This is a genomic window from Actinosynnema mirum DSM 43827 (genome assembly GCF_000023245.1).
GTDB classification, from domain to species: Bacteria; Actinomycetota; Actinomycetes; order Mycobacteriales; family Pseudonocardiaceae; genus Actinosynnema; species Actinosynnema mirum.
In genome coordinates, this window is sequence record NC_013093.1 from 2,717,642 (window position 1) to 2,740,643 (window position 23,002).

Here is a 23,002-nt window from a genome sequence, read left to right on the forward strand (position 1 = left end):
AACCCGGAACCCCCGGAACCCGCTACCGCGCCACCCCCACCTCCCCCTGCGTGAACCGGTCCGCCACCTCCCGCAGCACGTCCACACACGCCCGCACCACCCCCCGCTCCACGTCCTCCGCCCGAGTCACCGCCAGGATCCGCCGCCCCAGCACCGGCCGGGTCGCGATCATCCGCACCCCCTCCGGCACCACCACCCGCCCCAGCCTCGGCACCACCGCCGCCCCGACCGTGCCCGCCACCAGCGCCAGCTGCGTCGGGTACCCGCCGACCGCGCTCGTGATCCGCCCGCCCAGCCCCTCCCCGCGCAGCACGTGCTCCAGCCACCCGTGGCACCCGGTCCCGACGCTCCACCCGATCCACCCGATGTCGTCCACCTCGGCCAGGTCCACCACCCGCCGGTGCGCCAGCCGGTGACCGGCGGGCAGCGCCAGGTCGGCCACGTCCGCCATCAGCTCCACGCACACCACCCCCTCCGGCAGCTGCACCGGCAGGTTGTCCCAGCTGTCCAGGACCGCCACGTCCAGCTCGCCCGACACCAGCCGGGGCAGCGATTCCTCCGCCTCGCCCTCCCGCAGCACCACCGCCAGGTCCGGGTGCCGCTCCCGCAGCGCCCCCAGCGCGGGTGGCAGCAGGGCCTGCAGGGTGGTCGGGATCGCGCCCACGCGCAGCGTCCCCGTGACGTCCTCCCGCAGCAGGTCCAGCTCGGCCCGCGCCCGCGCCAGCTGCTCCAGCACCCGCCCCGCGTGCCCGGCCAGCACGTGCCCGGCCGTGGTCAGCCGCACCCCGCGCCCCCTCGGCTCCAGCAGCGGCTGACCCGCCTCCCGCTCCAGCTTGGCCAGCTGCTGCGACACCCCGGAGGGCGTCACGTGCAGCGCCGCCGCCGCTCCCGCGACCGAACCGTGCGCCGCCACCGCGTGCAGCGCCCGCAACCTCTCCAACCCGAACACAGTAGGGAAGCTACCGGTTTTTGCTGAAAAACAATTACTTGTGCTGCTTAGTTGTCCTGATCAAACTAATCTGGTGACCCGCCTGACGACCGTGGACCCGAGGCTGACCGCCGTGCTCGGCGGGCTGTGCATCTCGCTGGCCTCGGTGTTCATCCACTTCTCGAACACCTCCGCGCCGACCAGCGCGTTCTGGCGCTGCCTGATCGCGTTCCCGGTGCTGCTCGCGCTCTACGCGCGCGAACGCCGCACCGAGCGCCGCGCCTGCCTGGTCCAGCGGAGGCCGACGCTGGTCCCGCTGCTGGCCGGCGCCGCGCTGGGCGTGGACTTCGTGCTGTGGGCCGAGGGCATCCGGATGGTCGGCGCGGGCATCTCCACGGTGCTGCTGTCGGTGCAGGTGGTGATCGTGCCGACCGCCGCGTACCTGCTGCACGGCGAGCGCACCAGCCGCCGCTTCGTCGCGACCGTGCCGGTGCTGCTGCTCGGCGTGGTGCTGGCCGGCGGCCTGGCGGGCACCCCGGTGTCCGGCGCCGACCCGCTCGGCGGCGCGCTGGCCTCGCTCGGCGCGGGCACGGCGTACGCGTTCTACCTGCTGCTCGTGCGGCGCGGCGGGGGCGGCGTGCGGGCGCTGCTGCTGGCCACGGTGTCGGCGGGGGCGGTCGCGGCCGTGTTCGGCGTGGTCACCGGGAAGCTGGACCTGACCCCCGGTTGGGCGTCACTCGGCTGGCTGGCGGCGTTGGCGCTCATCGGGCAGATCGTGGGCTGGCTGCTGATCTCGGCGGCGCTGCCCCGGATGCCCTCGTCCACGGGCGCGGCGCTGATGCTGGTCCAGCCGGTCGGGTCGGTGGTGCTCGGCATCGCGCTCATGGGCGAGCGCCCGAACGCGATCCAGCTCGTCGGCTGCGCGGCCGTCCTCCTGGCCGTCTACGCCGGAACCCGCGCCCCGCGCGCCACCCCGGAGCCCGCAGCCCCGGAGCCCGCAGCCTCCGAACCCGCCACCCCCGAACCCGCCACCCCGGCGAACCTCGCCGCGCGTTCCTGACCCCCGTCCACACCGGGCGCCCACCCGCGGGAAGTGCCAGGCCAGCCGTGTCGCCGGTCACGCCCGCTTGGTCCAACGCCCGCCGCTCTGTACCGTTCGGACCGCAAGCGAAGGGGAGTAGCCCCCCAACGTCCCGATCGACACACTGACCCGCTCGCGGGTCCGGTCGGGTGGCCTCGGTCTCCGGGGCGGGCGAGACCTTCGATCCAGACACGCACGCGTGTCGGATCGAGGTCGCCCGAAATCGGCTCCTGGTCCGGCACCGAACACACAGGGACCGGACAGAGCCACCATGGACGCAGCACTCGTCAGCACCGCCGTGTCGTTCGGCGTCATCTTCGTCGCCGAGTTGGGCGACAAGTCCCAGCTCATGGCGCTCACCTTCGCCACCCGCTTCAAGGTCTGGCCGGTGCTCCTGGGCATCACGCTGGCCACGGCGATCGTGCACCTCGCCTCGGTCGCCATCGGCTTCGGCCTCGGCGCCGCCCTCCCCACCGGCTGGATCAACCTGGCCGCCGCGATCGCGTTCGTGGTCTTCGGCTTCTGGACGCTGCGCGGCGACTCGCTCACCGACGACGAGAAGTCCAAGGCGCAGAACGTGACCCGCTCCGCGGTGATCGCGGTCGGCACCGCGTTCTTCCTCGCCGAGCTGGGCGACAAGACCATGCTCGCCACCATCACCCTGGCCACCGACCACGGCTGGTTCGGCGTGTGGGTCGGCTCCACGCTCGGCATGGTCGCGGCGGACGCGCTGGCCATCGTGGTCGGCCGGGCGCTGGGCAAGGCGCTGCCGGAGAAGACCATCAGGTACGGCGCGTCGGCGCTGTTCTTCCTCTTCGGCATCTGGCTCGCGGTCGAGGCCGTCCTGGAGCTCACGCGCTGACTCGCGGTGCTGGGACGGCCCGGTCCAGTGTCACTGGACCGGGCCGTTTCCGGGGTGCGGCGGGTGCCGAAGGTTCGTCCGGGGCGCCCGCCGCAGGTCAGGCGGTGCTCATCCGCACGCTCAGCACCGTCGACTCCGGTGAGACGCGCTGCGACGCCAGGAGGCCCAGCTCGGGGCGCCCCAGGAACGACAGGTCCTGCCGCGCCGACCCCACCCGGTCGCCGATCGCGCCGAGCGCCAGGATCAGGGCCTGGAGCGAGTCGACCCCGGCGACGGACAGGTCTACCGGGTCCTCCTCCAAGCCCTCGATGCGGACCGGGCAGTGGTGGTCCCCTTCGGGATCCGTCTCGTCGAACGGCCTCGGGCGTCCGATGGACACCGTGATCGGGCCATTCGGTCCGACCAGTTTTCGAGAAGCCACGACTTCTGTCGGGAAGTGCTCGTCCATGTGATTGATTGTGTCAGTCGCCTGCGAGGCACGCCGCGTACTTGGCGGCTGCTGCCGCGTAGCAGACCGCTCGTGCGGGCGGCAGCGGGAGCGCCCGGCAGATCCGGACGTCGCGGTTGTAGAGGGTCTCGCAAACGCCCTTGTCCTTGAGCCTGACCTGCGAAAAGTCCGGTGTGGCCGCCATCGCGGCGCCGCCGCCCCCGAGCGTGGCCGCGAGGGCTGCTGCGCTCGCCACCAGCACGCGCTTGAACGTCGACATTCCATCCCCCCGTCAATCGTCAACCGACTTTCAGGTTCTGCAGAACTTCTCGTCGAGCGGGTCGATGGTCGCAGTCCGCCGCCTTCCGGTGGAAGAAGGAATAATTTTTTCACTCGAACGAGATGGTCACGCTGAGATTGCCGGGGAAATCATATGTGCCGTTGAAGTGACCTTGCGTGGTCGGTCGTCACCTCAGCGAGGGCGTACCCGGCGCCACATCATCGATCGGGTGGAGCGCTACCTCCGCCCGGTGGCGTTCCCGCACGGCCGGGTGAACCCAGGGCATCCCCCGCGCGGGTGATTCCGGAAAACGCTTTCTTCGGGAAGCCGCAACGCTTCCGGTCGCGGCTGTCACCGGAGTGGAGCAGGGTGAATATTCTCCGTGGCGGGGGATTGCCCTGGATGGAGTCCGTACTTGCGCGGCAGGTCATCGCGTTCGTCGGTTCGGGTTAACCCGTTTGGGTTAAACAAGCGCCTTGTGCGACCGCCTTCGTGCGGAGTGGTCGTGCAACGCCGGAACCGGGGTCCGCGATGCGAGACAGCGAACGGACACCGCACTCCGTGCAGACCAAGAGGAGGTCCGCGTGGTCGATCGGCTCGTGCTCACCACCGCCGAGCTGGGGTTCCTGCTGCGGGTCAGACCGCCCGCGCTCGCCGGGGTGCGCGAGGAGCTCGCCCTGCCCGCGCCGCGCGCCCCGCACGACGGCCTCGACTCGCTCGTGCACCGGGGGCTCGCGACCCGGACCGGCCGGGCGTTCCGGCCGTCGCCCCGGCTCGCCGCCGTGATCGAGGCCGCCGCCACGGCCGACCGGATCACCCGGATGCTCGGCTGGCGCGGCGACGTGCCCGTGCTCACCCACCTGCTCAGCGGCCCGCGCGGGCAGCTGCGGCTGTGCCCGGACGGAGCGGGCGGCTGGGACGTGCGCCTGCTCGAACCGGGGGTGACCGCCAGCGCCCAGGCCGGGCGCTTCCTCGACGCGCACCTGAGCGGCGACCGGGAGTCCTCGGTGCTGCTGAAGATCGGCTCGCCGCAGGGCAACGTGAGCATGGCGGTCGCGGTGGACGGGCAGGGCCGCTGGTCCATGTCGGACTCGCTGTCGGTGCCCACGACGCCCTCGTCGCGGGCCATCGCGGTCGCGCGGATCGCGGAGCTGCTCGCCGGGTGACGGGGGAGCGGACGGCTAGCCTGTCCCCGTGCTGGAACCCGAGCTGATCGCGGCCCTGGAGCGCGCCGTCGCGCGGTACGGGCGGGGGACCCCGGTCCCGGCCCGGCGGCTGCGGGACGCCGGCGCGCGGCTCGGGATCGTGGTGGACCCGGACTACGCGCACTTCGCCGAGCTGTTCGGGGCCTGCTTCGTCGGCGTGCCGGTGCACGCGTTCGGCGGTTCGCCGCTGCTGGAGGACGTCGACGTCGTCGCGCTCACCCTGCGGTTCCGCGACGACGGGTGGCCCGGCGTCGGCAACGCGCTCGTCTTCGGCGTCGACCCCGCGGGGAACCCGCTCTTCCTGGACCTCGCCGGGCGGGTCTGCACCGCCGACCACGACCTCGGGGGCGGCGTCCGGGTGCTCGCCGAGGGGTTCGCGGCGTTCCTGGCCCGGCACGCGCACGACTGACCCGGAAGCCGAGGAGCCCCAAGCGCGACGAGGCCCCGCGCCACCACACCGGCGCGGGGCCTTCGTCGCACGGGACCGGGGATCAGTCCGTGGTGTAGGTCAGGCAGTTCGCCGCGTGGTCGCCCTTGCCGGGGCCGATGCGCACGCTCGACGCCGAGCACTCCAGGTTCTTGTTGTGCGAGCAGTCCGACCGGGAGCACGCGCCGACCTGCGCGACCACCTTCGGCAGCCCGCCCTTGGTGTCCAGCGGCACGAAGGTCCCGCAGTCGGCGGTCCCGTTCACCCCGCTCACCGTGATCGCGAACGCGTGGCAGCCGTCGTGGTTGTACGAGCAGCCGGTCACGGTGCACTCGTGGACGGCGGGCATATCCATTGTCGTCATGACCGTTCCTCAGCGTCTAGTCGGCTCGGTGGAAACAACCTCCCACCCCGACCGGACAACGGCAAGTTGAAAATGTTTAGGCCAGGCTAACCTGAACCCGCAAAAAACACCATAACCGCTGGTCAAGTCAAGGAAAAACGAAATTCATGAAATTATTTCAAACCACTCAGAGGAATCCGGCAATCCTATGAGGAAAGCCTTACCTGAACCCTCAGTCGAAGTGCCGCAACCACCGTTCCAACAACCCCTCCAGCATCCGCGCCTCCTCGGGGTCGAGCAGCTCCAGCAACCGCCGCTCGTTCGCCATGTGCTCGGTGAACGCCCGGTCGAACACCCGCTTCCCCGCCTCGGTCAGCGCCACCACCCGCCTGCGCCCGTCCCCGTCGGTCATCCGCCGCGTCACGAGCCCGTCGCGCTCCAGCCGGTCCAACCGCTTGGTGATCGCCCCGGTGGTCACCATCGTGTGCTGCGCCAGCTCGCCCGGCGCCCGCTCGTACGGCTCCCCGGCCCGCCGCAGCGCGGCCAGCACGTCGAACTCGCCCTCGCCGAGCCCATGCCGCCGGTAGACGACCGAGATCTCCTCCATCAGCGCCGCCGCCAGCCGGTGCAGCCTGCCGATGACGCCCTGGGGCGACACGTCCACGTCCGGCCGCTCGCGCGCCCACTCGGCCTGGATGCGCGCGACCCGGTCCAAGCCCTGCCGGGGAGTGTGGTCCACGGCCCCGCACGCTACCGCTTCCGTGGAAGCTATATTGCTTCCATGGAAGTTACTTCCCGGGAAGCTACCTGGCGCTGGCCCCTGATCACCGCCGTCGCCCCGCTGGCCTGGGGCTCGGTCTACTACGTCACCCACCACTTCCTGCCCGCCGACACCCCGCTGTGGGGCGCGACCCTGCGCGCCCTGCCCGCCGGACTGCTCCTGCTCGCGATCTCCCGCCGCCTGCCGCGCGGGCACTGGTGGTGGCGCTCGGCGGTCCTGGGCACGCTCACCATGGGCGTCTTCTTCGCCCTCGTCTACGCCTCCGCGCAGCTCCTGCCCACCAGCACCGCCTCGGCGGTCATGGCCACCTCGCCGCTCGCGATGATGGCCCTCGCCTGGCCACTGCTCGCCGAACGCCCCCGCCCCACCGCCCTGCTCGGCGGCGTCGCGGGCGTCGCGGGCGTGGTCCTGGTGGTCGCCGCCGGCACCGGCGCGGTCGACCCGCTCGGCGTGCTCGTCGCCGCCTCCGCCGTGCTCACCTCGGCGCTCGGCCACCTGCTCACCAAGCGCTGGAGCGCGAAGAGCGCCGTCGGCGTCCTGCCCGTCGCGGCCTGGCAGCTGATCGCGGGCGGCGCCGTGCTGCTCGTCGCCGCGCTCGCCCTCGAAGGCCCACCGCCGGCGCTCGACGGCCCCGCGGTGCTCGCCACGGGCTACGTCTCGATCATCGGCACGGCCGTCGCCTACGCCGCCTGGTACACCGGCCTCAAGCACCTGGACGCGGGCTCGGTCGGCCTGATCGGCCTGCTCAACCCGGTCACCGGCGTCCTCCTGGGCACCGCCCTCGCGGGCGAGGCGCTCACCGGCCGCCAGGGGATCGGCCTGCTCCTCGTGCTCGCGGGCGTGCTCCTCGGCCAGCCCGCGCTGCTCGCCAAGCTCACGAGAGGCGGCCGGGAGGGGCGCCTCGACCGCCCCGTCCCGACCACGTCCCTCACCCGGCGGCGACCGCCCGCCACAGCTCCCGCCGCTCCCGCTGCCGCACCGGGTCCGCGACCGGGACCGCCGCCAGCAGCCGCGCCGTGTACGGGTGCGCCGGGCGCGCCAGCACCCGCCCCACCGGCCCCAGCTCCAGCAGCCGCCCGCCGCGCATGACCGCCACCCGGTCCGCGAGCTGCTCCACCACGGCCAGGTCGTGGCTGATGAACAGGCACGCGAACCCCAGCTCGGCCCGCAGCTCGCCGAACAGCCGCAGCACCCTGGCCTGCACCGACACGTCCAGCGCGCTCGTCGGCTCGTCGGCGATCAGCAGGTCCGGCGACAGGGCCAGCGCCCGCGCGATCCCGACCCGCTGGCGCTGCCCGCCGGACAGCTCGTGCGGGTAGCGCTCCCGCAGCGACGGCGACAGCTCGGCCAGCTCCAGCAGCTCGTCCACCCGCCGCCCCAGCCCCACCCCGCGCAGCCCCCGGTGCAGCACCAGCGGCTCGGCCACCGCCCGCCAGACCGGGGCGCGCGGGTTCAGCGACGACGTCGGGTCCTGGAACACCACCCCGACCCGCCCCCGCGCGGCCTTGCGCCGCGCCCCGCGCAGCCGCGCCACGTCCAGCCCGCCGACCAGCACCGACCCGGACGTGGGCGCGCGCAGCCCGGCGACCACCGACGCCAGCGTCGTCTTGCCCGACCCGGACTCGCCGACCAGCCCCAGCACCTCGCCGCGCCCCACGTGCAGGCTCACGCCGTCCACCGCGCGCGTGCCCGCGCCACGCCAGCCGCCGCCGTACACCACGGTCAGGCCGTCGACCACCAGCGCCGCGTCCGCGCCCGCCGCGAGCACCTCGACGGCGCCCTCGACCTCGGCCGACTCCGACCCCGAGACCACCTCGGCCACCGCACCCGTCGACGGGGTCGTCGACAGCGACAGCACCGCGTCCAGCAGGCTCCGGGTGTACTCGTGCTCGGGCGCCCCGAACACCGCCTCCACCCCGCCCTGCTCCACGACCCGGCCGTCCTTCATCACCGCGACCCGGTCCGCCAGCGACGCCACCACCCCCATGTCGTGGGTGATCAGCAGGATCGCCGTGCCCAACCGGTCCCGCAGGTCCCGCAGCAGCTCGACGACCTCGGCCTGCACGGTCACGTCCAGCGCCGTGGTCGGCTCGTCCGCGATCAGCAGCGCGGGCTCGTTCGCCACCGCCATCGCGATCACCACCCGCTGCAGCTGGCCGCCGGACAGCTCGTGCGGGTACCGGCGCAGCTTCGCCTCCGCGTCGGGCAGCCCCACCAGCTCCAGCAGCTCCAGCGCCCGCGCGCGGGCCTGCCGCCCGCTCACCTCCCGGTGCGCCAGCACCGCCTCGGCCAGCTGGTGCCCGATGGTGAACACCGGGTTCAGCGCGGTCATCGGCTCCTGGAACACCACGCCGATCCGCCCGCCGCGCACCGCGCGCAGCGCGTCGGCGCCCATGCCGAACAGGTCCTCGCTGTCCAGCAGCGCCCGGCCGGACAGCACCGCCGTCGACGGCAGCAGTCGCAGCAGCGACATGGCCGTGACGGTCTTGCCCGACCCGGACTCACCCACGACGGCGAGCACCTCACCGGCCGCCAGGGACAGGGTCACGTCCCTGGCGGCCACGGTGGTGGCGCCGCCGCCGGTGAACTCCACGCCGACGGCGTCGAGCTCCAGCAGCGGCCCGGTCACTTCAGGAGCCCGACTCGGGCGTAGTTCGGGTACGCGGGGAAGTCGGCGATGCGGAAGTCGGCGACCTTGGACCCGTGCAGGAACGAGTTGCGGGTGTAGATCAGCGGCACGACGGGCGAGTCGGCCAGGATCTTCCTGTCCAGCTCGACCCACTTCTTGCCCGCCTCGACCGGGTCGACGGTGGCCTGCGCCGCCGCGATCAGCTGGTCGACCTCGGGGTTGCTGTAGCGGGACAGGTTGTACCCGCCCTGGCCGATCTCCTTGGAGTCGAACAGCGGCTGGATGTTCGCGTTGGCGCTGGGGAAGTCCGGCTGCCACGAGGACAGGGTCAGCGCGTAGTTCGGGTTGTCCGCGCGCGACTCGGCGGTGTAGGCGTCGCTCTCCAGCACCCGGATCTCGGACTGGATGCCCGCCTTGACCAGCGCGGCCTGGACCGCCTCGGCCTTCTCCGGGTAGTTGTTGGTCTGCGACACCAGGAACTCCAGGCCCGAGATCCCGTTCGGGAAGCCCGCCTCGGCCAGCAGCGACTTGGCCTTCTCCGGGTCGCCGGACGGCTTGGTCTGGTAGAGGTCGAACTGCTCGCGGCCCGCGATGCCCTGGGTGATCAGCGTGGTGGCGACGTCACCGGCCAGCTCGGCGTTGCCCGCCGACGCGATCTGGTACGAGGTCTTGTCGACCGCGTACTGCACGGCCTGCCGCACCTTGGGGTTGTCGAACGGCGCCTTCTGGGTGTTGAGCGCCAGGTAGGCGAGCGCGCCGGTCTTCGACGTCACCAGGCGCTGCTTGGCCGACGGGTTGCCCGCCAGCTGCGCGAGCTGCGCCGGGGACACGAACGAGGAGCCGAACGCGAACCTGTCGTCGCCGGAGTCGGCGGTGAGCCGCTGCGAGATCACCGAGGTGTCCTGGCCCAGCTGGAACAGGATCTCGTCCGGGAGGCCGCCGCGCAGCTCGTCCGTGGCCGAGTCCCAGTTCTCGTTGCGCACCAGGCGCGCCTCGACGCCCTTCTGGTACTTCTCCACCTTGTACGGGCCGGACGCGACCGCGTGGTCGCTGTAGTCGGCCTCCGCGCCCTTGCCGCTGGGCACCGGCGCGAACGCCGGGGTGCTCGCCACCCACGGCCAGTCACCGTAAGGCCGCGACAGGGTGAACACGATCGTGCGGTCGTCCGGGACCTTGATGGAGTCCAGGCGCTGCCCCTCGAACGGGCCCCGGTAGTCGGCGCCGCCCTCGATCAGCTGCTTGTGGTAGCCGAGGCCGCCGGAGAACGCGGGCGCGTACGAGCGCTCGACGCCCCACTTGACGTCATCGGCCTTGATGGGCGTGCCGTCCGCGTACTTCAGGCCCTCCTTGAGGGTGAAGGTCCACGTCTTGCCGCCGTCGTCGGTCTTGCCGGTGTCGCCGAGGTCGGGGACGACCTTGGCGTCCTGGCCCGGCTCGTTCAGCCAGCCGGTGAGCCTGCGGTGCACCAGCGCGAGCGAGGTGATCGGCAGGGAGGAGCTCTTGGCCGGGTCGAAGTTCAGCGACTGGCTCTCGCCGAGGATGCGCAGCACGCCCCCGCGCTCGGCCTTGGCCTGGTCGGCCGCGCCCTGCTGGGGCTGGTCGTTGGCGCCGCACGCGGTCAGCGCGAGCGCGCCGACGAGTGCGGTGGCCGTGGCGACCACCCTTGGGGTCCGACTTCTGGTCATGGCGGTTCTCTCTCCTAGCGGGGAAGTGGGGAGGTGGTGGTCTTCGGTCCGGCGCGGGGGCCGGGGGTTCGTGGGACGCCCGCCCCGGTGGTCCGGGGCAGGACCGCGGCGGGCGTCCGGTCAGGTGAGGCGGGCCCTCGGGTCGAGCGCGCCGTAGCCGAGGTCGATCAGCGCGTTCGCGATCACGATCAGCACGGCGGCGAAGAGCGTGCAGCCCAGCAGCAGCGGCAGGTCGCGCTGGTTGACCGCGTCCACCAGCAGCGAGCCCGCGCCGGGCAGCCCGAACACCCGCTCGGTGATCACCGCGCCGCCGAGCAGCGCGCCCAGGTCGACGCCGAACAGGGTCACCACGGGCAGCAGGGCGTTGCGCAGCGCGTGCTTGCCGACGACCTCGCGCTCGGTCAGGCCCTTGGCGCGGGCGGTGCGCACGTAGTCCTCGCCGAGCGCGTCGAGCATCTGGGTGCGGGTGAGCCGGGTGTAGTAGGCGGCGTGCGCGAACGCCAGCACCGCCCACGGCAGCACCATCCGCCACAGCCAGTCGACCGGGTCCTCGGTGAACGCCACGTACCCGCCCACCGGCACCACGTCCAGCGTGAAGCCGAACAGCAGCAGCCCGAGCAGGCCGGTCAGGTAGACCGGCGCGGACACCCCGGCCACCGACGCGCCGAGCGCGATCCGGTCCACCGCCGTGCCCCGCTTGAGCGCCGCCAGCACGCCCGTGCCGACGCCCGCCACGAACCACAGCGCCGCCGCGCCGACCGCCAGCGAGAACGTCACCGGAAGGCGCTCCCAGATCAGCTGAACCACGTCGGTGTTCTGCTGGAACGAGTAGCCGAAGCACGGCGCGGAGCACTCGATCGAGGTGGCCCCCACCCCGAACGTGCGACCGGCCAGGATGCCGCCGAGGAAGTCCCCGAACTGCGACCACCACGGGTCGCCGAAGCCCATGAACTCGCGCGCCAGCGCCAGGTTCTGCTCGGTGCACGGCCTGCCGCACGCGGCCTCGGCCGGGTCGGCGGGCACCAGGTAGAACACCGCGAACGTGAACAGGGCGACCGCGAGCAGCACCAGCAGGGCGCTCAGCACCCGCTTGCCGACGAACAGCGTCGTGCGCATCAGGCCCGCACCGCCGTCCGGGGGTCGAGCTCGTCGCGCAGGCCGTCGCCCAGCACGGTGAACGCCCAGGTGGACAGCAGCAGCGCCGCGCCGGGGAACACCAGGAACATCGGGTCGGTGCCGACCCAGTTGACCGCGCTGCTGATCACCCGGCCCCAGCTGGGCGTGGGCGGCGGGATGCCGACGCCCAGGAACGACAGCGCGGCCTCCAGGCCGATCTTGCCGGGGATGGACAGCGTCGAGACCACGATGATCGGACCCCACAGGTTGGGCAGCAGCTCGGTGCGGAACACGTGCCACGGGCCCGCGCCCAGCGAGCGGGCGGCCGAGACGAACCCGCGCGAGCGCAGCGCCAGGGTCTGGGCGCGCACGATGCGGGCGATCGAGGGCCAGCCGAAGAACCCGATCACGACGACGAGCAGCAGCGGGCGCGGCACGTCCGGCGGGGCCACGGCGGCCAGCGCGATCATGAAGATCAGGTACGGGAAGCCCAGCAGCACGTCGGCGGTCTGCGTGACGAGCTGGTCGACCCAGCCGCCCCGGTAGCCCGCCAGCGCGCCGAGCACCACCCCGACCAGCGCGGACACCGCCGTGGCGGCCAGGCCGATCAGGAACGAGGTGCGCGCGCCGTGCGCGACGATCGCGAACAGGTCGCGGCCGGTCAGCGGCTCGACGCCGAACCAGTGCGTCGCGCTCACCCCGCCCAGGGCTCCGGCGGGCGCGCCGGTCGCCGGGTCGAGGGCCTCGGTGCGGTAGGTGTACGGGTCCTGGCCGGTGAGCGCGCCGAGCAGGTCGGCGGACAGGGCGAGCAGCCCGAGGACCGCGATGGTGATCGCTCCGGCGCGCGCCCAGCGGTCGTGCCGCAGCACCGACAGGACGGCGCGCGGCAGCGAGCGGACCGCGGTGGGGCGTAGGGGTTCTGACAACGGGCACCTGACCTTGAGGGGGGCGAGCGGCGCTCACCTTAGGTCGATCCACCGAGGTGTGGATTTCTGTCCAACGGGTGAGAGGATTTGGGCTCCCTGGCTGGTGGGAGTAGGTTTCCGCGCGCGTGCGAAGATCGTTTTCGGCTGGTTTCCCCAGGCGTACAGTGGGCCTTTCCGGTCATTGCTTCCCGATGGGAAGCTTCCTGCTCAGGGGGAGACGTGGCGGTCGACTGCGGGAGCGGCGCGCACTCGGTGCACGACGTGTACAAGGCCCAGTGCCCGTGCCGGTCGATGCTGGACCTGCTGGCCAACAAGTGGTCCGCGCTCGCCATCGGCGCGCTGGAGGACGGGGTGCTGCGGTTCGGCGAGCTCCAGCGGCGGCTGGAGGGGGTCAGCCCGAAGGTGCTCACCCAGACCCTGCGGCGGCTGGAGGACCACGGGCTGGTGCACCGCGAGGTCGTGCCCGCCGTGCCCCTGCACGTGGAGTACTCGCTCACCGACCTCGGGTGGGACGCCGCCGTGCCGCTGCGGGGCCTGCGGTTGTGGGTGGAGGACAACCTCGACCGATTGCCTTCGGGGGGCTGAGCTGCTCACTTCCCTTCGGGAAGCAGTGAACCTTGCGGGTAAGTACCCCCTCGCGGATACGGTCGGGACAGGCCGGGAGTGATCTTCCGGCGAGTACCGACGTCACGGGGAGTGAAGATGTCCGAGACCATGCGCGCCGTCGTCCAGCGGTCCTTCGGCGGGCCCGACGTGCTCAGCGTCGAGCGGGTCGCCAAGCCGGAGCCGCTGCCCACCGAGGTGCTCGTGCGGGTGCGCGCGGCGGGGGTCAACCCGGTCGACTGGAAGAGCCGCGCGGGCGGCGGGATGGCGGGCCACCTCGGCGACGCGCCGCACGTCCTCGGCTGGGACGTGTCCGGCGTGGTGGAGGCGGTCGGGTTCGGCGTGACCACGCTCCAGCCGGGCGACGAGGTCTACGGGATGCCGTGGTTCCCGCGCGCCGCCCGCGCCTACGCCGAGCACGTCACCGCGCCCTCGCGCCAGTTCGCCCGCAAGCCCGCCTCGCTCACCCACGAGGAGGCCGCCGCCGTGCCGCTGGCCGCGCTGACCGCGTGGCAGGTCCTGGTCGACACCGCCGGGGTGGAGAAGGGCCAGCGCGTCCTCGTGCACGCCGCCGCAGGTGGGGTGGGGCACTTCGCGGTGCAGTTCGCCAAGCACCTCGGCGCCCACGTGATCGGCACCGCGAGCGCCGAGCGCCACGGGTGGCTGACCGGCCTCGGCGCGGACGAGCTGGTCGACTACCGGTCGGTGCGGTTCGAGGAGCACGTGCGCGACGTGGACGTCGTCGTCGACCTGATCGGCGGGCGCGACGAGACCGACCTGCGGTCCCTGTCGGTGCTCAGGCCCGGCGGGCTGTTCGTCGGCGTGCCCGGCGGGGTCTCGGAGGCGGCGGTCGCGCGCGCGGCGGAGCTGGGGGTGCGCACCAGCTCGTTCCTCGTGGAGCCGGACGCGCCCGCGCTGGCCGGGATCGGCGAGCTGATCGACGCGGGGGAGGTGCGGGTGGAGGTCGAGCGGGTGTTCCCGCTGGAGCAGGCCGCCGAGGCGCACGTCCACGGCGAGCGGGGGCGCGTGCGGGGCAAGCTCGTGCTCAGCGTGAGCTGACGCGGGTGGGGTGGCGGCTCGGGGGTTCGGCGAGCTCTCCGTCCTCCCCGCCGGCCCGTCCTGGGAGAAGGCCCTGCCCGGTCAGGCGGCCAAGCTGGCCATCGCGGTGCTCGTCATGGTCACCGCCGTGCTGATCCACCCGTCGGAACCCGATCCGCTGCTGCGGCTGGCGATCGTGATCGGGCTGCTCGCCCTGGCGCACAGCGCCGCCGAGACGACCCTGGTCCTCTCCCGCCTGCGCCGCCCCGACCCGTTCCGGGTCGTTCGCCCCGGTAACCCCTAGGATCGCCGCGTCACCTGCGTTGATCATGGGGGTAAGCGGTGCGCGCTGCGGTGTGGGTCCCGGACGGGCCGGACGAGGTCCTGGAGCGGTTGCACGCCCGGTACGCCCGGCCGCGCAGGCTCGTGCCGACCCCGCACGGGGTGTTCCTGCTCGGCCCCGCGCCCGAGGTCGAGGCCGAGGTGCCGGACGCGCTCAAGGTCGCGGCGGGCCGGGGGCGGTCGGCGGTCGGGTTCTCCTGGGAGGGCGACCGGGCCCGCGCCCACGCGTGGCTGAACCGGAGGCTCGTCTCCGGCGCGTTCGAGAACCCCGACGTCCTGCTCGCCGTCGCCGCCGCGCTCGGGATCGACGGGCTCACCGCGCGGCGGGCCGCCGAGGAGACCACCGGCGTGGGCATCGGGCAGTGGATCGGGTTCCTGGAGCGCGCCGGGTTCACCGCCGAGGGGCGGGCGCTGCGCTGGATCGCCGAGTCCGACGTCGACGTCCCCGCGCACCGGCGGCGCTGGTGGGAGCTGGCGGGGGAGCGGTCGACGACCCTGGTCGAGCCGGGCAGCAGGCCGTACTCGCCCACGGTCCTGGTTCTCTGCCTGGTCCTGTTCACCACGGCGCTGATCGGCGGTGGTGCGCTCGTGTGGGCCGAGCGCGACCACCCGATGGTCCTCCTCGGCTGCGCCGCCCTCCTCGCGACCGCAGGCGCCCTGTCCCAGCTCGTCGTCCTGGCGCCCCTCGCGGTGTCCCGCTCGCGCCGGACCGACCCGTTCCCGGTCAGCGACCCGCTCGACCTGCGCGCCCACCTCACCGCGCCGCCCGCGCCGGACCCCACCCCCGCGATCGCCCGCTACGAGGCCGAGCCCGACTACTTGCGCGGCGGGTCGTAGCGGTAGCCCATGCCGCGCGCCGCGCGGATCGGGGACTCGTCCGCCGACCAGTTCAGCTTGCGCCGCAACCGCATCACCGCGAACTTCACCCGCTCCGCGCCGATCCCGGTCGGGTCGTTCCACACCTTGTCCAGCAGCTGCCCCGGCGACAGCACCGCCCCCTTGTGCTGCACGAACACCGACAGCAGCCGGTACTCGGTGGCGTTGACGTCGACCTCCTCGCCGTTGACGTACACCCGCCGCGCCCGGTGGTCCATGCGCACCAGGCCGTCGTCGTACACCTCGGCCTTGCTCGCCGCCGTCGCCCCCTCGGCCCTGCGCAGGATCGCCTCGATCCTGGCCAGCAGCTCCTTCGCCGAGAACGGCTTGGTCAGGTAGTCGTCCGCGCCGCCGCGCAGGCCCCTGACCTTGTCGGCCTCCATGCCGTGCGCGGTCAGCAGCAGCACCGGCACGTCGCTCACGTCCCGGATGCGCTCCAGCACCATCCAGCCGTCCAGCACGGGGAGGCCGATGTCGAGCAGCACCAGCGACGGCTGCGACTCGTGCAGCTCCCGCAGCCCCTGCTTGCCGTCCGAGGCGACCCGCACCTCGTGCCCGGCCCGCTCCAGGTTCAGCCGCAGCGCCAGGGCGATGTCCGGCTCGTCCTCCACGACCAGCACGGTGCTCATGTCGCCTCCTCTGGCGTGGGCGCTCTCACCCGGTCGGTCCACAGTGGAGGGGCGCACCCGTCCGGATTGCCACGATACGAGCGAGCCCGCCACGTCCGTCCGGCGATCGAGCCGACCACGCCCTTTTTCACCGTTTCGAGTGGACACTGGTCCGCAAGGGGCACGCCGCGCCACGGCGTCGCACGATTCGCGGTGTGCTGTGCCGCGTATCGCGAGACGGGAGAGCCCATGGCGCAGGCGGTCGACCCGGCCGAGGTGGCCGCGGTGGTGCGCTCGGTCGTCCGCGCCGGTTACACCGGACGGGCTCCCGAGCAGGCGGTCCGCGTGCTGCTCGCCCTTCCCGGCGTGCTGTCGGCGATGGTGCGGGAGGACGGGCCGCCGTGGCGCGGCGACGTCGTGGTGCCGCTGGAGCGCGGCGGGGCGGTCGTGGTGCAGGCCGAGCCGGTCACCGAGCGGCTCCGGATCATCGCCGACGCGGTGGCCGCCGCCCTCGACGGGGTGGGACCGCCCGCGCGGGAGGTCGCGCTGCGCGACGCCATCGTGTCCCAGATGCCCTCGATGGTGGCGCTGTTCGACGCGAACGGGTACTTGCGCTGGAGCAACACCAGGAAGTGGATGGACGGGACGGCGCTGGTCTACGGCGAGCACGTCGCCGACACCGCCGCCGAGGGCGTGCACCCCGACGACCGGAACACCGTGCTGGACGCCATCCTCGGGCTGCACGCCGCCGACCCCGGCGGCACCGCCCGCGTGCAGGCGCGGGTGCGCGGGGCCGACGGCGGCTGGATCTTCGTGGACGTGATCGTGCTCGACCGGATCGACGACCCGGTCATCGGCGGGCTCGTCACGTTCTCCCGCGACATGACCGATTTGCACGACGCGCAGTACCACAGCCGGGTGACGAGCGCGCGGCTGTACATGCTGATCGACGCGCTGCGCGTCGGGGTGATCCTGCAGGACAACGACCGCAAGGTGCTGACCGTCAACACCACCGTGCTGGAGCTGCTGGACCTGGAGGGGGAGCCGCGCGAGCTGGTCGGGCTGACCGGCCGCGAGATGGGCCCGCGCCGCCGCAGGCCACCGGAGGACTACGAGCACCTGGACCGGTTGGCGATGCGCTGCGTCACCGCGACCGAGCCGGTCCACGCCTCTTCCGTGCCACTGGGCCCCGATCGGGTGCTGGAGGTGGACTTCCTCCAGGTGCGGGGGGAGAACGAGCTGTTCGGGCAGCTGTGGGTGCTGCGGGACGTGACGGACCAGGTGTCGCTGCGGCGGGCGCTGGAGACGCGCAACGCCGAGCTGTCCCGGCTGTCGGCGCTGAAGACCGAGTTCATCTCGACCATCTCGCACGAGCTGCGCACCCCGCTCACCGCGCTGACCTCGCTGACCCCGCTGCTGGTCGCCGACCGGCGGGACGGGGAGCGGCAGGTGGCGGAGGCGGTCGAGCGGAACGTGAACCGGATGGCCGGTCTGGTGGAGACGCTGCTGCTGCTCGCGAAGGTCGAGTCGCACAGCAAGGAGCTGGAGATCGCGTCCGTCGACCTGGACCGGCTGGTGCGGGACGGCGCGCACGCGGTCGAGGCGGCGGCGGAGGCCAGGGCGGTGCGGGTGCAGGTCGACACGCCGGTGCTGCCGACGCAGGCGCGCGGCGACGGCGAGCTGCTCTCGTGCATGACGTACCACGCGGTCGCGGCGGCGGTGGCGACCTCGCCGCCGTCGGCGTCGGTGCGGGTGACGTCGACGGTCGGCGGTCACGGGGAGTGGTCCATGGAGGTCACGGACGAGGTACCGCTAGGCGGGGCGGGCGGGAGGCTGTTCACGACGCTGCCGCGCGAGGGCGCGAGGTCGGGCGGGGATCAGCACACCGGGTCGGCGCTGGGGTTGGCGCTGGTCAGGGCGATCGCGGAGCGGCACGGCGGTGCGGTGTTCCTGACCCCGTCCCCCGAGGGCGGGACGACGGTGCGCATCGAGCTGCCCCTGGACGTGCGGGTCCCGGAAGGCAGGAAGCCCACCGAAGGGTGAAACACCACTTTCAGGGGTACCAGCCCGTACGTGTGGGGAGACCGGACTCTGTCGACGTCCACCGTGCGGGTGGACGAGTCGGTGGTGGTGCTGCGCGTGCGCGGCGGCGTGGACGTGGCCACGGCGCCAGTCCTGCGCGAGGCCCTGGAGGCCGCGCGGGCGGACGTGGTCGTGGTGGACCTGACGGGCGTGGACTTCTTCACGTCCTGGGGAATCGAACCCCTGGTCCAGTCCCACGACCGCCTGCTGGACCGAGCCGGGGCGCTGCACCTGGTGGTGACCAGGCAGATCCGGCGGGTGCTGAGCTCGGTGGGGCTGCACCACGTGCTGCAGATGCACGGGAGCGCGGAGGCGGCGCTCGCGGCGGTGGCCGAGGCGGACGAGTGGGGGTAGGGCGGGTGGCTCGGGTGCGGGCTCGGGCTTGAGTTCGGATGCCGGCACCGGCACCGATTCGGGCGCTGGGTCGGGCGCTGGCTGGAACTCGGGCGAAGACGCATTAGGGCCGATGGGGGCGGGGCGAGAGCGCTCTCATCAGAACGCCCTCTCCGCAGCACTGCCCACCCAACCGGTGACTCGCCCTGCCCGCCGCCCCGGCCCGGCAGCCTGCCGGCCAGCCCTGCCCAGCCAGCCCGCTTGCTCTGCCTGCCCGCCCACCGGCCTGGCCTGCCCGCCCGCCTGCCCGCCTGCCTGGCCTGCCTGCCTGCCTGGCCTGCCTGGCCTGCCTGCCTGCCTGGCCTGCCTGGCCTGCCTGCCTGCCTGGCCTGCCTGGCCTGCCTGCCTGCCTGGCCTGCCTGGCCTGCCTGCCTGCCTGGCCTGCCTGGCCTGCCTGGCCTGCCTGCCTGGCCTGCCTGGCCTGCCCGCCCGCCTGGCCTGCCTGGCCTGCCCGCCCGCCTGGCCTGCCTGGCCTGCCCGCCCGCCTGGCCTGCCTGCCTGCTGGCCAGCCCTGCCCAGCCAGCCCGCTTGCTCTGCCTACCCGCCCACCGGCCTGGCCTGCCCGCCCGCCTGTCCGCCTGCCCGCCCGCCTGCCCGCCTGCCCGCCTGCCCGCCTGCCCGCCCGCCCGCCTGCCCGCCTGCCCGCCTGGCCGGCCTGCCCGCCCACCGGCCTGCCCACCCGCCTACCTGGCCTGGCCAGCCCGCTGTTGGGGTGAGAGTCCGGTGGCGTGGGCTAGTCGGGGCGGAGAGCGCTCCCATTGGAGGTGCCCTTAGGGGTGTCTCCTTCTACGTGCCTGCCGCCTAATCGTGCCGCCTGGCAATCGCGCCGCCCGGTGGGCAAGCTGCCTGGTGACTGTGCCGACTGGCGACCGTGCTGTTCGGCGCTCTTCGGTGAACGGGCCGCTCATCAGGTGCGTCGAACCGCTCGAACACGCCGCAGCGGGCCGGGGGAGTTCCCCGACCCGCCGCGTCATCGGTCAGCTGTCATCGGTCAGCTGTCGCCGGTCAGCCGGCGCCGACCGCCCCCATCACCGCGCCGAGTGCAGCTCCGCCACCTCGGCCCCGGTCAGGGCCTTGCCGAACGCCTGGACCTGGTCCACCTTCCCCTTCCAGAAGTCCACGTTCCCGCCCGCGTACTTCGCCCTCCCGATCGACAGCGGCCCCGTGCTCAGGTGCGGCTCGCCCGCCTGCGTGGTTCCCGCCAAAGCGCCGTCCACGTACAGCCGGAACTCCGCCTTCGCCGCGTCGTGCACGCCCACCAGGTGGTACCACCTGCCCGCCTCCGGGGTCACCGGCTGCGACACCGCGCGGTGGCCGCCCGGACCGCTGAAGGCGAAGCCGCCCTGGCCGTACTGGAGGTAGAACGGGTTCTCGCGCCTGCGGCCGTCCTGGCTCACCGCGGTCACCCAGTTGGTTGGCACTCCGTCCAGGGTCACCCAGGCGGAGATCGTGTAGTCGGCCCTGGTGTCCACCACCGGGGTCCTCGTCTGCGCGTACTGGTTCGAGCCGGTGAACGACAGCGCCGTCCCGCGCAGGCCCTCCGCCCACGTCGCCCCGGTCACGGACAGGTCGCTGCCGCCACCCGAGGTGTCCCGGCCCACCGCGCCCTGGCCCTCGTCAAGAGACCACGTGCCCTTGGCGGGGTAGCGGTACGTGCCTGCCGCGGCACCGGCCTCGATCACCTTCCGGTTGATCTCGCGCACCGGACCCGGATCGACCTTGATCTCCCGCCGGTCGTACGTCCACAACCCGTTCAGCTCGGTCTCCAGGTCCGTGACCTGCGTGTACACCGACCCCGACAGCTCGGCGCCCGCCGCCTGGAGGTAGTGCTGCTCGGTGTTCGACACGTACTTCGCGGTCAGCTCCGCCTTGCTCGCCACCCCGCTGTAGATCGCGGTCGGCGCGCCCGGCCACTGGTGGCCCGGCGTGCGCAGCGTGAAACCGCCGTGCTCGCCGTCCATCGCCACCCGCGTCGCGTCCGGCCACGGCGGCGAGTCGTTGTTGTAGTCGTGGTGGTCGATCACGTCGCCCTTGCCGGAGTCGCCCTTCGACGCGCAGCAGTTCACGCCGCTGTGCGCGTTCACCACCCGCGACGGGTCCGAGGCCTGGACGCGCTCGGTGATGCGACCGGTCTCCTCCCGGTCCCACTCACCCCAACCCTCGTTGAACACGATCCAGCCGATCACCGAGGGTGATGAGCGGTGCTGCTCGACCACGGCCGCGCCCTGCGCCTGGAACGCCGTGCGCCCCGCCTCGGTGTTGAACGTGCCGGACACGAAGTCCTGCCACACCAGCAGCCCCAGCCGGTCCGCGTGGTAGAACCACCGCGCGGGCTCCACCTTGATGTGCTTGCGCACCGCGTTGTACCCGAGGTCCTTCTGCGCCTTCAGGTCGAACTCCAGCGCCGCGTCCGTGGGCGCCGTGTTCAACCCGTCCGGCCAGAACCCCTGGTCCAGCTGCGCCAGCGAGAACACCGGCTTCCCGTTGAGCACCAGCTTCGGGAACCCGTTCACCTGCGCGACGCCGATCGAGCGCATCCCGAAGTAGCTCGACACCACGTCCTTGCTCCGCCCGTCCTCCAGCACGACCTCCAGGTCGTACAGGTACGGGTCCTCCGGGCTCCACAGCCGAGCCTTCGGCACCGGCACGGTCAGCGCCGAGTTCGCCGCCCCCGTCACGCTGCCGACCTTCCGGCCGCCCTTCTCCTTCGCGGTGACAGTCACCCGACCACCGGGTGACGTTGCCGACCGAACGGTCACCGACAGCGTCCCCGTCGCGATGTCCGGCGTGCTCACCACGTCGTCGATCGCCCGGTCCGGCACCGGCTCCAACCACACCGTCTGCCAGATCCCGGACGACGCCGTGTAGAAGATCCCGCTCGGGTTCGACGTCTGCTTGCCCACCGGCTGCTCGGCCCCGGTCGTGTCGGTGACCGCCACGACCAGCTCGTGCTGCCTGCGCCCGCCGAGCGCGTCCGTCACATCAGCCGTGAACGCCGTGTAACCGCCCTCGTGCTCGGTCACCTTGACGCCGTTCACCCAGACGGTGGCCCGGTAGTCGACCGCGCCGAAGTTCAGCTTCAACCGCTGCCCCCGGCCCACGTTCCAGTCCTGCGGCACGGTGAACGTCCGCCGGTAGAACATGTGGTCCTCGTGCCGCTCGATCCCGGACAGCAGCGACTCGACCGGGTAAGGCACGGTGATCTTCTCCGCCAGCGCCTTCCCGAACACCGGCTGCTCACCGGCCGCCGCGCCCGCGAACTCCCACTGCCCGTTCAGGTTCGACCACTTCCGCCGCTCCTGCTGGGGACGCGGGTACTCCGGCAGCGGCTGGTTCTTGTTGACCTTGTTCGTCCACGGCGTCGTCAACCGCTCGACCGAGTTGTTGATCCCGCTCCGGTACAGCTTCGGCACCGGCTTCCCGCCGACCGCCAACCCGCCCGCGCCGTCGTAGCGCAGCCGGATCCTCTGCCCCTTCAGCACGGCCTCGCCGAGCGTGATGACCAGCTTGTCGTCGTCCTTGCGGTTCACCGAGCTGATCGGGAACGGCACGGTGTCGACCTCGACCGCGACGTGCGAGCGGAAGTCGCCCAGCGCGGTGATCCGCCCGTCGAACTCCGCCAGCACGGTCCTGCCGCCCGCGGGCGTGCTCAGCGCCAGCGGGTAGACCTCGAAGTCGGCGGGCGGCGTGAACGCGCTCTCCGGGACGATGGACTTCGCCACCCCCGGAGCGGACCACCGCAGGAACATGTTCGCGCCACCGGTGTCCTGGAACAGCTCCAGGCGGAACTCGTGCGCCACGCCCGCCTCGAGGCGGACCGGGGCGCTGCGCTGCTCGACGTCCCAGTCGCCGACCCAGTGGTCGATGACCGGCGCGCCGTCCAGGAACAGCCGGAACCCGTTGTCGCCGATCGCGTGGAACGTGTAGTCGGCGGTGGCGGGCGCGGTGAGCCGCCCGGTCCAGCGGGCGGTGGTGTGCTCGCCCCTGCCGGTCAGCGCCTGGAAGGTCGGGACGAGGTTGCCGAACTCGACGTTCGGGTCGAGCGCGGACCCGCCGGGGACGGCGAAGTCCCGCGCGCCCGGCGCGGACATGGCGAAGTACTCCCCCTTGAGCCCGTGCACCGCGGGCGCCGCCGAGGCGACCGCGGCGAGGGGCAGGGGGAGGGCGGAAGCGGTGATGAGGGCCAAGAGCAGGGTGAGTAGCCGTGTGACGGAGCGGAACATGGCGGTTCTCCTCGGTCCTGGCTGTGAGAGCGCTCACAAGCCAGCACTGATCTACGCACGCCGGTAACCAGAAGACAACAAAAGTTTTCAACAACCGAACCAAGAGCGAACAAAAGCAGGGTGGCTTACCCGCTGTTAGGTGGAATA

General features: G+C 72.8%; 22 protein-coding genes and 1 pseudogene. 11 read left to right on the forward strand and 12 right to left on the reverse strand.

All coding sequences use genetic code 11. The annotated features are described in order from the left end of the window. Positions 1-22: 22 nt before the first annotated feature. On the reverse strand, positions 23-949 hold the full coding sequence (locus tag AMIR_RS12245) for a LysR family transcriptional regulator (RefSeq protein ID WP_015801275.1): 927 nt from the start codon (positions 947-949) through the stop codon (positions 23-25). A 73-nt stretch (positions 950-1,022) separates the two neighbouring features. Here AMIR_RS12245 and AMIR_RS12250 point away from each other — a divergent pair, with 73 nt between their 5' ends. Continuing rightward, positions 1,023-1,988, forward strand: coding sequence for a DMT family transporter (locus AMIR_RS12250; protein ID WP_015801276.1), 966 nt, complete (start codon positions 1,023-1,025; stop codon positions 1,986-1,988). Between the two features lie 292 nt (positions 1,989-2,280). Further along, positions 2,281-2,871 carry a TMEM165/GDT1 family protein gene (locus AMIR_RS12255; protein ID WP_015801277.1) on the forward strand — a complete coding sequence of 197 codons (591 nt, stop codon included), beginning with the start codon at positions 2,281-2,283 and terminating at the stop codon, positions 2,869-2,871. A 97-nt stretch (positions 2,872-2,968) separates the two neighbouring features. On the opposite strand, the gene AMIR_RS12260 is transcribed toward AMIR_RS12255, so the two are convergent. Both AMIR_RS12260 and AMIR_RS12265 read right to left on the reverse strand, forming a co-directional pair. Beyond that, on the reverse strand, positions 2,969-3,319 hold the full coding sequence (locus AMIR_RS12260; protein WP_015801278.1) for a DUF6968 family protein: 351 nt from the start codon (positions 3,317-3,319) through the stop codon (positions 2,969-2,971). A 13-nt stretch (positions 3,320-3,332) separates the two neighbouring features. Continuing rightward, positions 3,333-3,578, reverse strand: a complete 246-nt coding sequence (locus tag AMIR_RS12265) for a hypothetical protein (protein WP_015801279.1) — start codon at positions 3,576-3,578, stop codon at positions 3,333-3,335. Positions 3,579-4,162: 584 nt separating this feature from the next. On the opposite strand from AMIR_RS12265, the gene AMIR_RS12270 reads away from it, so the two are divergent. Together AMIR_RS12270 and AMIR_RS12275 are read left to right on the forward strand one after the other, a co-directional pair. Beyond that, entirely contained in the window at positions 4,163-4,744 is a 582-nt protein-coding gene (locus tag AMIR_RS12270; RefSeq protein WP_015801280.1) for a hypothetical protein, read from the forward strand. A 28-nt stretch (positions 4,745-4,772) separates the two neighbouring features. Beyond that, complete coding sequence (locus AMIR_RS12275; RefSeq protein ID WP_015801281.1) at positions 4,773-5,192, forward strand: SMI1/KNR4 family protein; 420 nt, start codon at positions 4,773-4,775, stop codon at positions 5,190-5,192. Between the two features lie 82 nt (positions 5,193-5,274). Here the strand turns inward: AMIR_RS12275 and AMIR_RS12280 are convergent, their stop codons facing one another. Further along, positions 5,275-5,574, reverse strand: coding sequence for a DUF1540 domain-containing protein (locus AMIR_RS12280; protein ID WP_015801282.1), 300 nt, complete (start codon positions 5,572-5,574; stop codon positions 5,275-5,277). Positions 5,575-5,785: 211 nt separating this feature from the next. Then, on the reverse strand, positions 5,786-6,292 hold the full coding sequence (locus tag AMIR_RS12285; protein ID WP_015801283.1) for a MarR family winged helix-turn-helix transcriptional regulator: 507 nt from the start codon (positions 6,290-6,292) through the stop codon (positions 5,786-5,788). A 42-nt stretch (positions 6,293-6,334) separates the two neighbouring features. Here AMIR_RS12285 and AMIR_RS37005 point away from each other — a divergent pair. Further along, positions 6,335-7,171 (forward strand): annotated as a pseudogene (locus AMIR_RS37005) (EamA family transporter); the annotation flags it as partial. 91 nt (positions 7,172-7,262) lie between these two features. Here the strand turns inward: AMIR_RS37005 and AMIR_RS12290 are convergent. From AMIR_RS12290 to AMIR_RS12305, 4 genes are all read right to left on the reverse strand, one after another. After that, entirely contained in the window at positions 7,263-8,963 is a 1,701-nt protein-coding gene (locus AMIR_RS12290; protein ID WP_015801285.1) for a dipeptide ABC transporter ATP-binding protein, read from the reverse strand. Continuing rightward, on the reverse strand, positions 8,960-10,648 hold the full coding sequence (locus AMIR_RS12295) for an ABC transporter substrate-binding protein (RefSeq protein WP_015801286.1): 1,689 nt from the start codon (positions 10,646-10,648) through the stop codon (positions 8,960-8,962). Before AMIR_RS12295 ends, AMIR_RS12290 begins: the two co-directional genes overlap by 4 nt. Before the next feature lie 120 nt (positions 10,649-10,768). Next, positions 10,769-11,764 (reverse strand): ABC transporter permease, encoded by a 996-nt coding sequence (locus tag AMIR_RS12300; protein ID WP_015801287.1) that lies wholly within the window; start codon positions 11,762-11,764, stop codon positions 10,769-10,771. After that, positions 11,764-12,690, reverse strand: a complete 927-nt coding sequence (locus tag AMIR_RS12305; protein ID WP_015801288.1) for an ABC transporter permease — start codon at positions 12,688-12,690, stop codon at positions 11,764-11,766. The genes AMIR_RS12300 and AMIR_RS12305 overlap by 1 nt, the downstream gene beginning before the upstream one ends. Positions 12,691-12,909: 219 nt before the next feature. Here AMIR_RS12305 and AMIR_RS12310 point away from each other — a divergent pair, with 219 nt between their 5' ends. The 4 genes from AMIR_RS12310 to AMIR_RS12325 all read left to right on the forward strand — a co-directional run bounded on the left by AMIR_RS12310 (position 12,910) and on the right by AMIR_RS12325 (position 15,510). Next, the gene (locus tag AMIR_RS12310) at positions 12,910-13,275 is read left to right on the forward strand and encodes a winged helix-turn-helix transcriptional regulator (RefSeq protein WP_015801289.1); all 366 of its coding nucleotides are present in this window, start codon (positions 12,910-12,912) and stop codon (positions 13,273-13,275) included. A gap of 129 nt (positions 13,276-13,404) precedes the next feature. Next, a complete protein-coding gene (locus AMIR_RS12315; protein WP_118948289.1) occupies positions 13,405-14,352 on the forward strand; it encodes an NADP-dependent oxidoreductase in 948 nt (315 codons plus the stop codon). 10 nt (positions 14,353-14,362) lie between these two features. Further along, a complete protein-coding gene (locus AMIR_RS12320) occupies positions 14,363-14,635 on the forward strand; it encodes a hypothetical protein (RefSeq protein ID WP_015801291.1) in 273 nt (90 codons plus the stop codon). Positions 14,636-14,673: 38 nt separating this feature from the next. Further along, positions 14,674-15,510 carry a hypothetical protein gene (locus AMIR_RS12325; protein WP_015801292.1) on the forward strand — a complete coding sequence of 279 codons (837 nt, stop codon included), beginning with the start codon at positions 14,674-14,676 and terminating at the stop codon, positions 15,508-15,510. Here AMIR_RS12325 and AMIR_RS12330 read toward each other — a convergent pair. Then, entirely contained in the window at positions 15,489-16,178 is a 690-nt protein-coding gene (locus AMIR_RS12330) for a response regulator transcription factor (protein WP_015801293.1), read from the reverse strand. The genes AMIR_RS12325 and AMIR_RS12330 overlap by 22 nt on opposite strands. A gap of 228 nt (positions 16,179-16,406) precedes the next feature. On the opposite strand from AMIR_RS12330, the gene AMIR_RS12335 reads away from it, so the two are divergent. Next, complete coding sequence (locus tag AMIR_RS12335; RefSeq protein WP_015801294.1) at positions 16,407-18,200, forward strand: sensor histidine kinase; 1,794 nt, start codon at positions 16,407-16,409, stop codon at positions 18,198-18,200. A gap of 30 nt (positions 18,201-18,230) precedes the next feature. After that, the gene (locus AMIR_RS12340; RefSeq protein WP_015801295.1) at positions 18,231-18,593 is read left to right on the forward strand and encodes an STAS domain-containing protein; all 363 of its coding nucleotides are present in this window, start codon (positions 18,231-18,233) and stop codon (positions 18,591-18,593) included. A gap of 103 nt (positions 18,594-18,696) precedes the next feature. Here the strand turns inward: AMIR_RS12340 and AMIR_RS40155 are convergent, their stop codons facing one another. Then, a complete protein-coding gene (locus tag AMIR_RS40155; RefSeq protein ID WP_187313504.1) occupies positions 18,697-19,311 on the reverse strand; it encodes a hypothetical protein in 615 nt (204 codons plus the stop codon). A gap of 349 nt (positions 19,312-19,660) precedes the next feature. Further along, positions 19,661-22,855, reverse strand: a complete 3,195-nt coding sequence (locus AMIR_RS12345; RefSeq protein ID WP_015801296.1) for a LamG-like jellyroll fold domain-containing protein — start codon at positions 22,853-22,855, stop codon at positions 19,661-19,663. Between the last annotated feature and the right edge of the window lie 147 nt (positions 22,856-23,002).

Excerpts from the sequence above, each read along its gene's own strand:
- AMIR_RS12260 (WP_015801278.1), bottom strand. The coding sequence starts at position 3,319 with ATGGACGAGCACTTCCCGACAGAAGTCGTGGCTTCTCGAAAACTGGTC.
- AMIR_RS12315 (WP_118948289.1), top strand. The coding sequence starts at position 13,405 with ATGCGCGCCGTCGTCCAGCGGTCCTTCGGCGGGCCCGACGTGCTCAGC.
- AMIR_RS12295 (WP_015801286.1), bottom strand. The coding sequence starts at position 10,648 with ATGACCAGAAGTCGGACCCCAAGGGTGGTCGCCACGGCCACCGCACTC.
- AMIR_RS12280 (WP_015801282.1), bottom strand. The coding sequence starts at position 5,574 with ATGACGACAATGGATATGCCCGCCGTCCACGAGTGCACCGTGACCGGC.
- AMIR_RS12265 (WP_015801279.1), bottom strand. The coding sequence starts at position 3,578 with ATGTCGACGTTCAAGCGCGTGCTGGTGGCGAGCGCAGCAGCCCTCGCG.
- AMIR_RS12335 (WP_015801294.1), top strand. The coding sequence starts at position 16,407 with ATGGCGCAGGCGGTCGACCCGGCCGAGGTGGCCGCGGTGGTGCGCTCG.
- AMIR_RS12300 (WP_015801287.1), bottom strand. The coding sequence starts at position 11,764 with ATGCGCACGACGCTGTTCGTCGGCAAGCGGGTGCTGAGCGCCCTGCTG.
- AMIR_RS12330 (WP_015801293.1), bottom strand. The coding sequence starts at position 16,178 with ATGAGCACCGTGCTGGTCGTGGAGGACGAGCCGGACATCGCCCTGGCG.
- AMIR_RS12255 (WP_015801277.1), top strand. The coding sequence starts at position 2,281 with ATGGACGCAGCACTCGTCAGCACCGCCGTGTCGTTCGGCGTCATCTTC.
- AMIR_RS12345 (WP_015801296.1), bottom strand. The coding sequence starts at position 22,855 with ATGTTCCGCTCCGTCACACGGCTACTCACCCTGCTCTTGGCCCTCATC.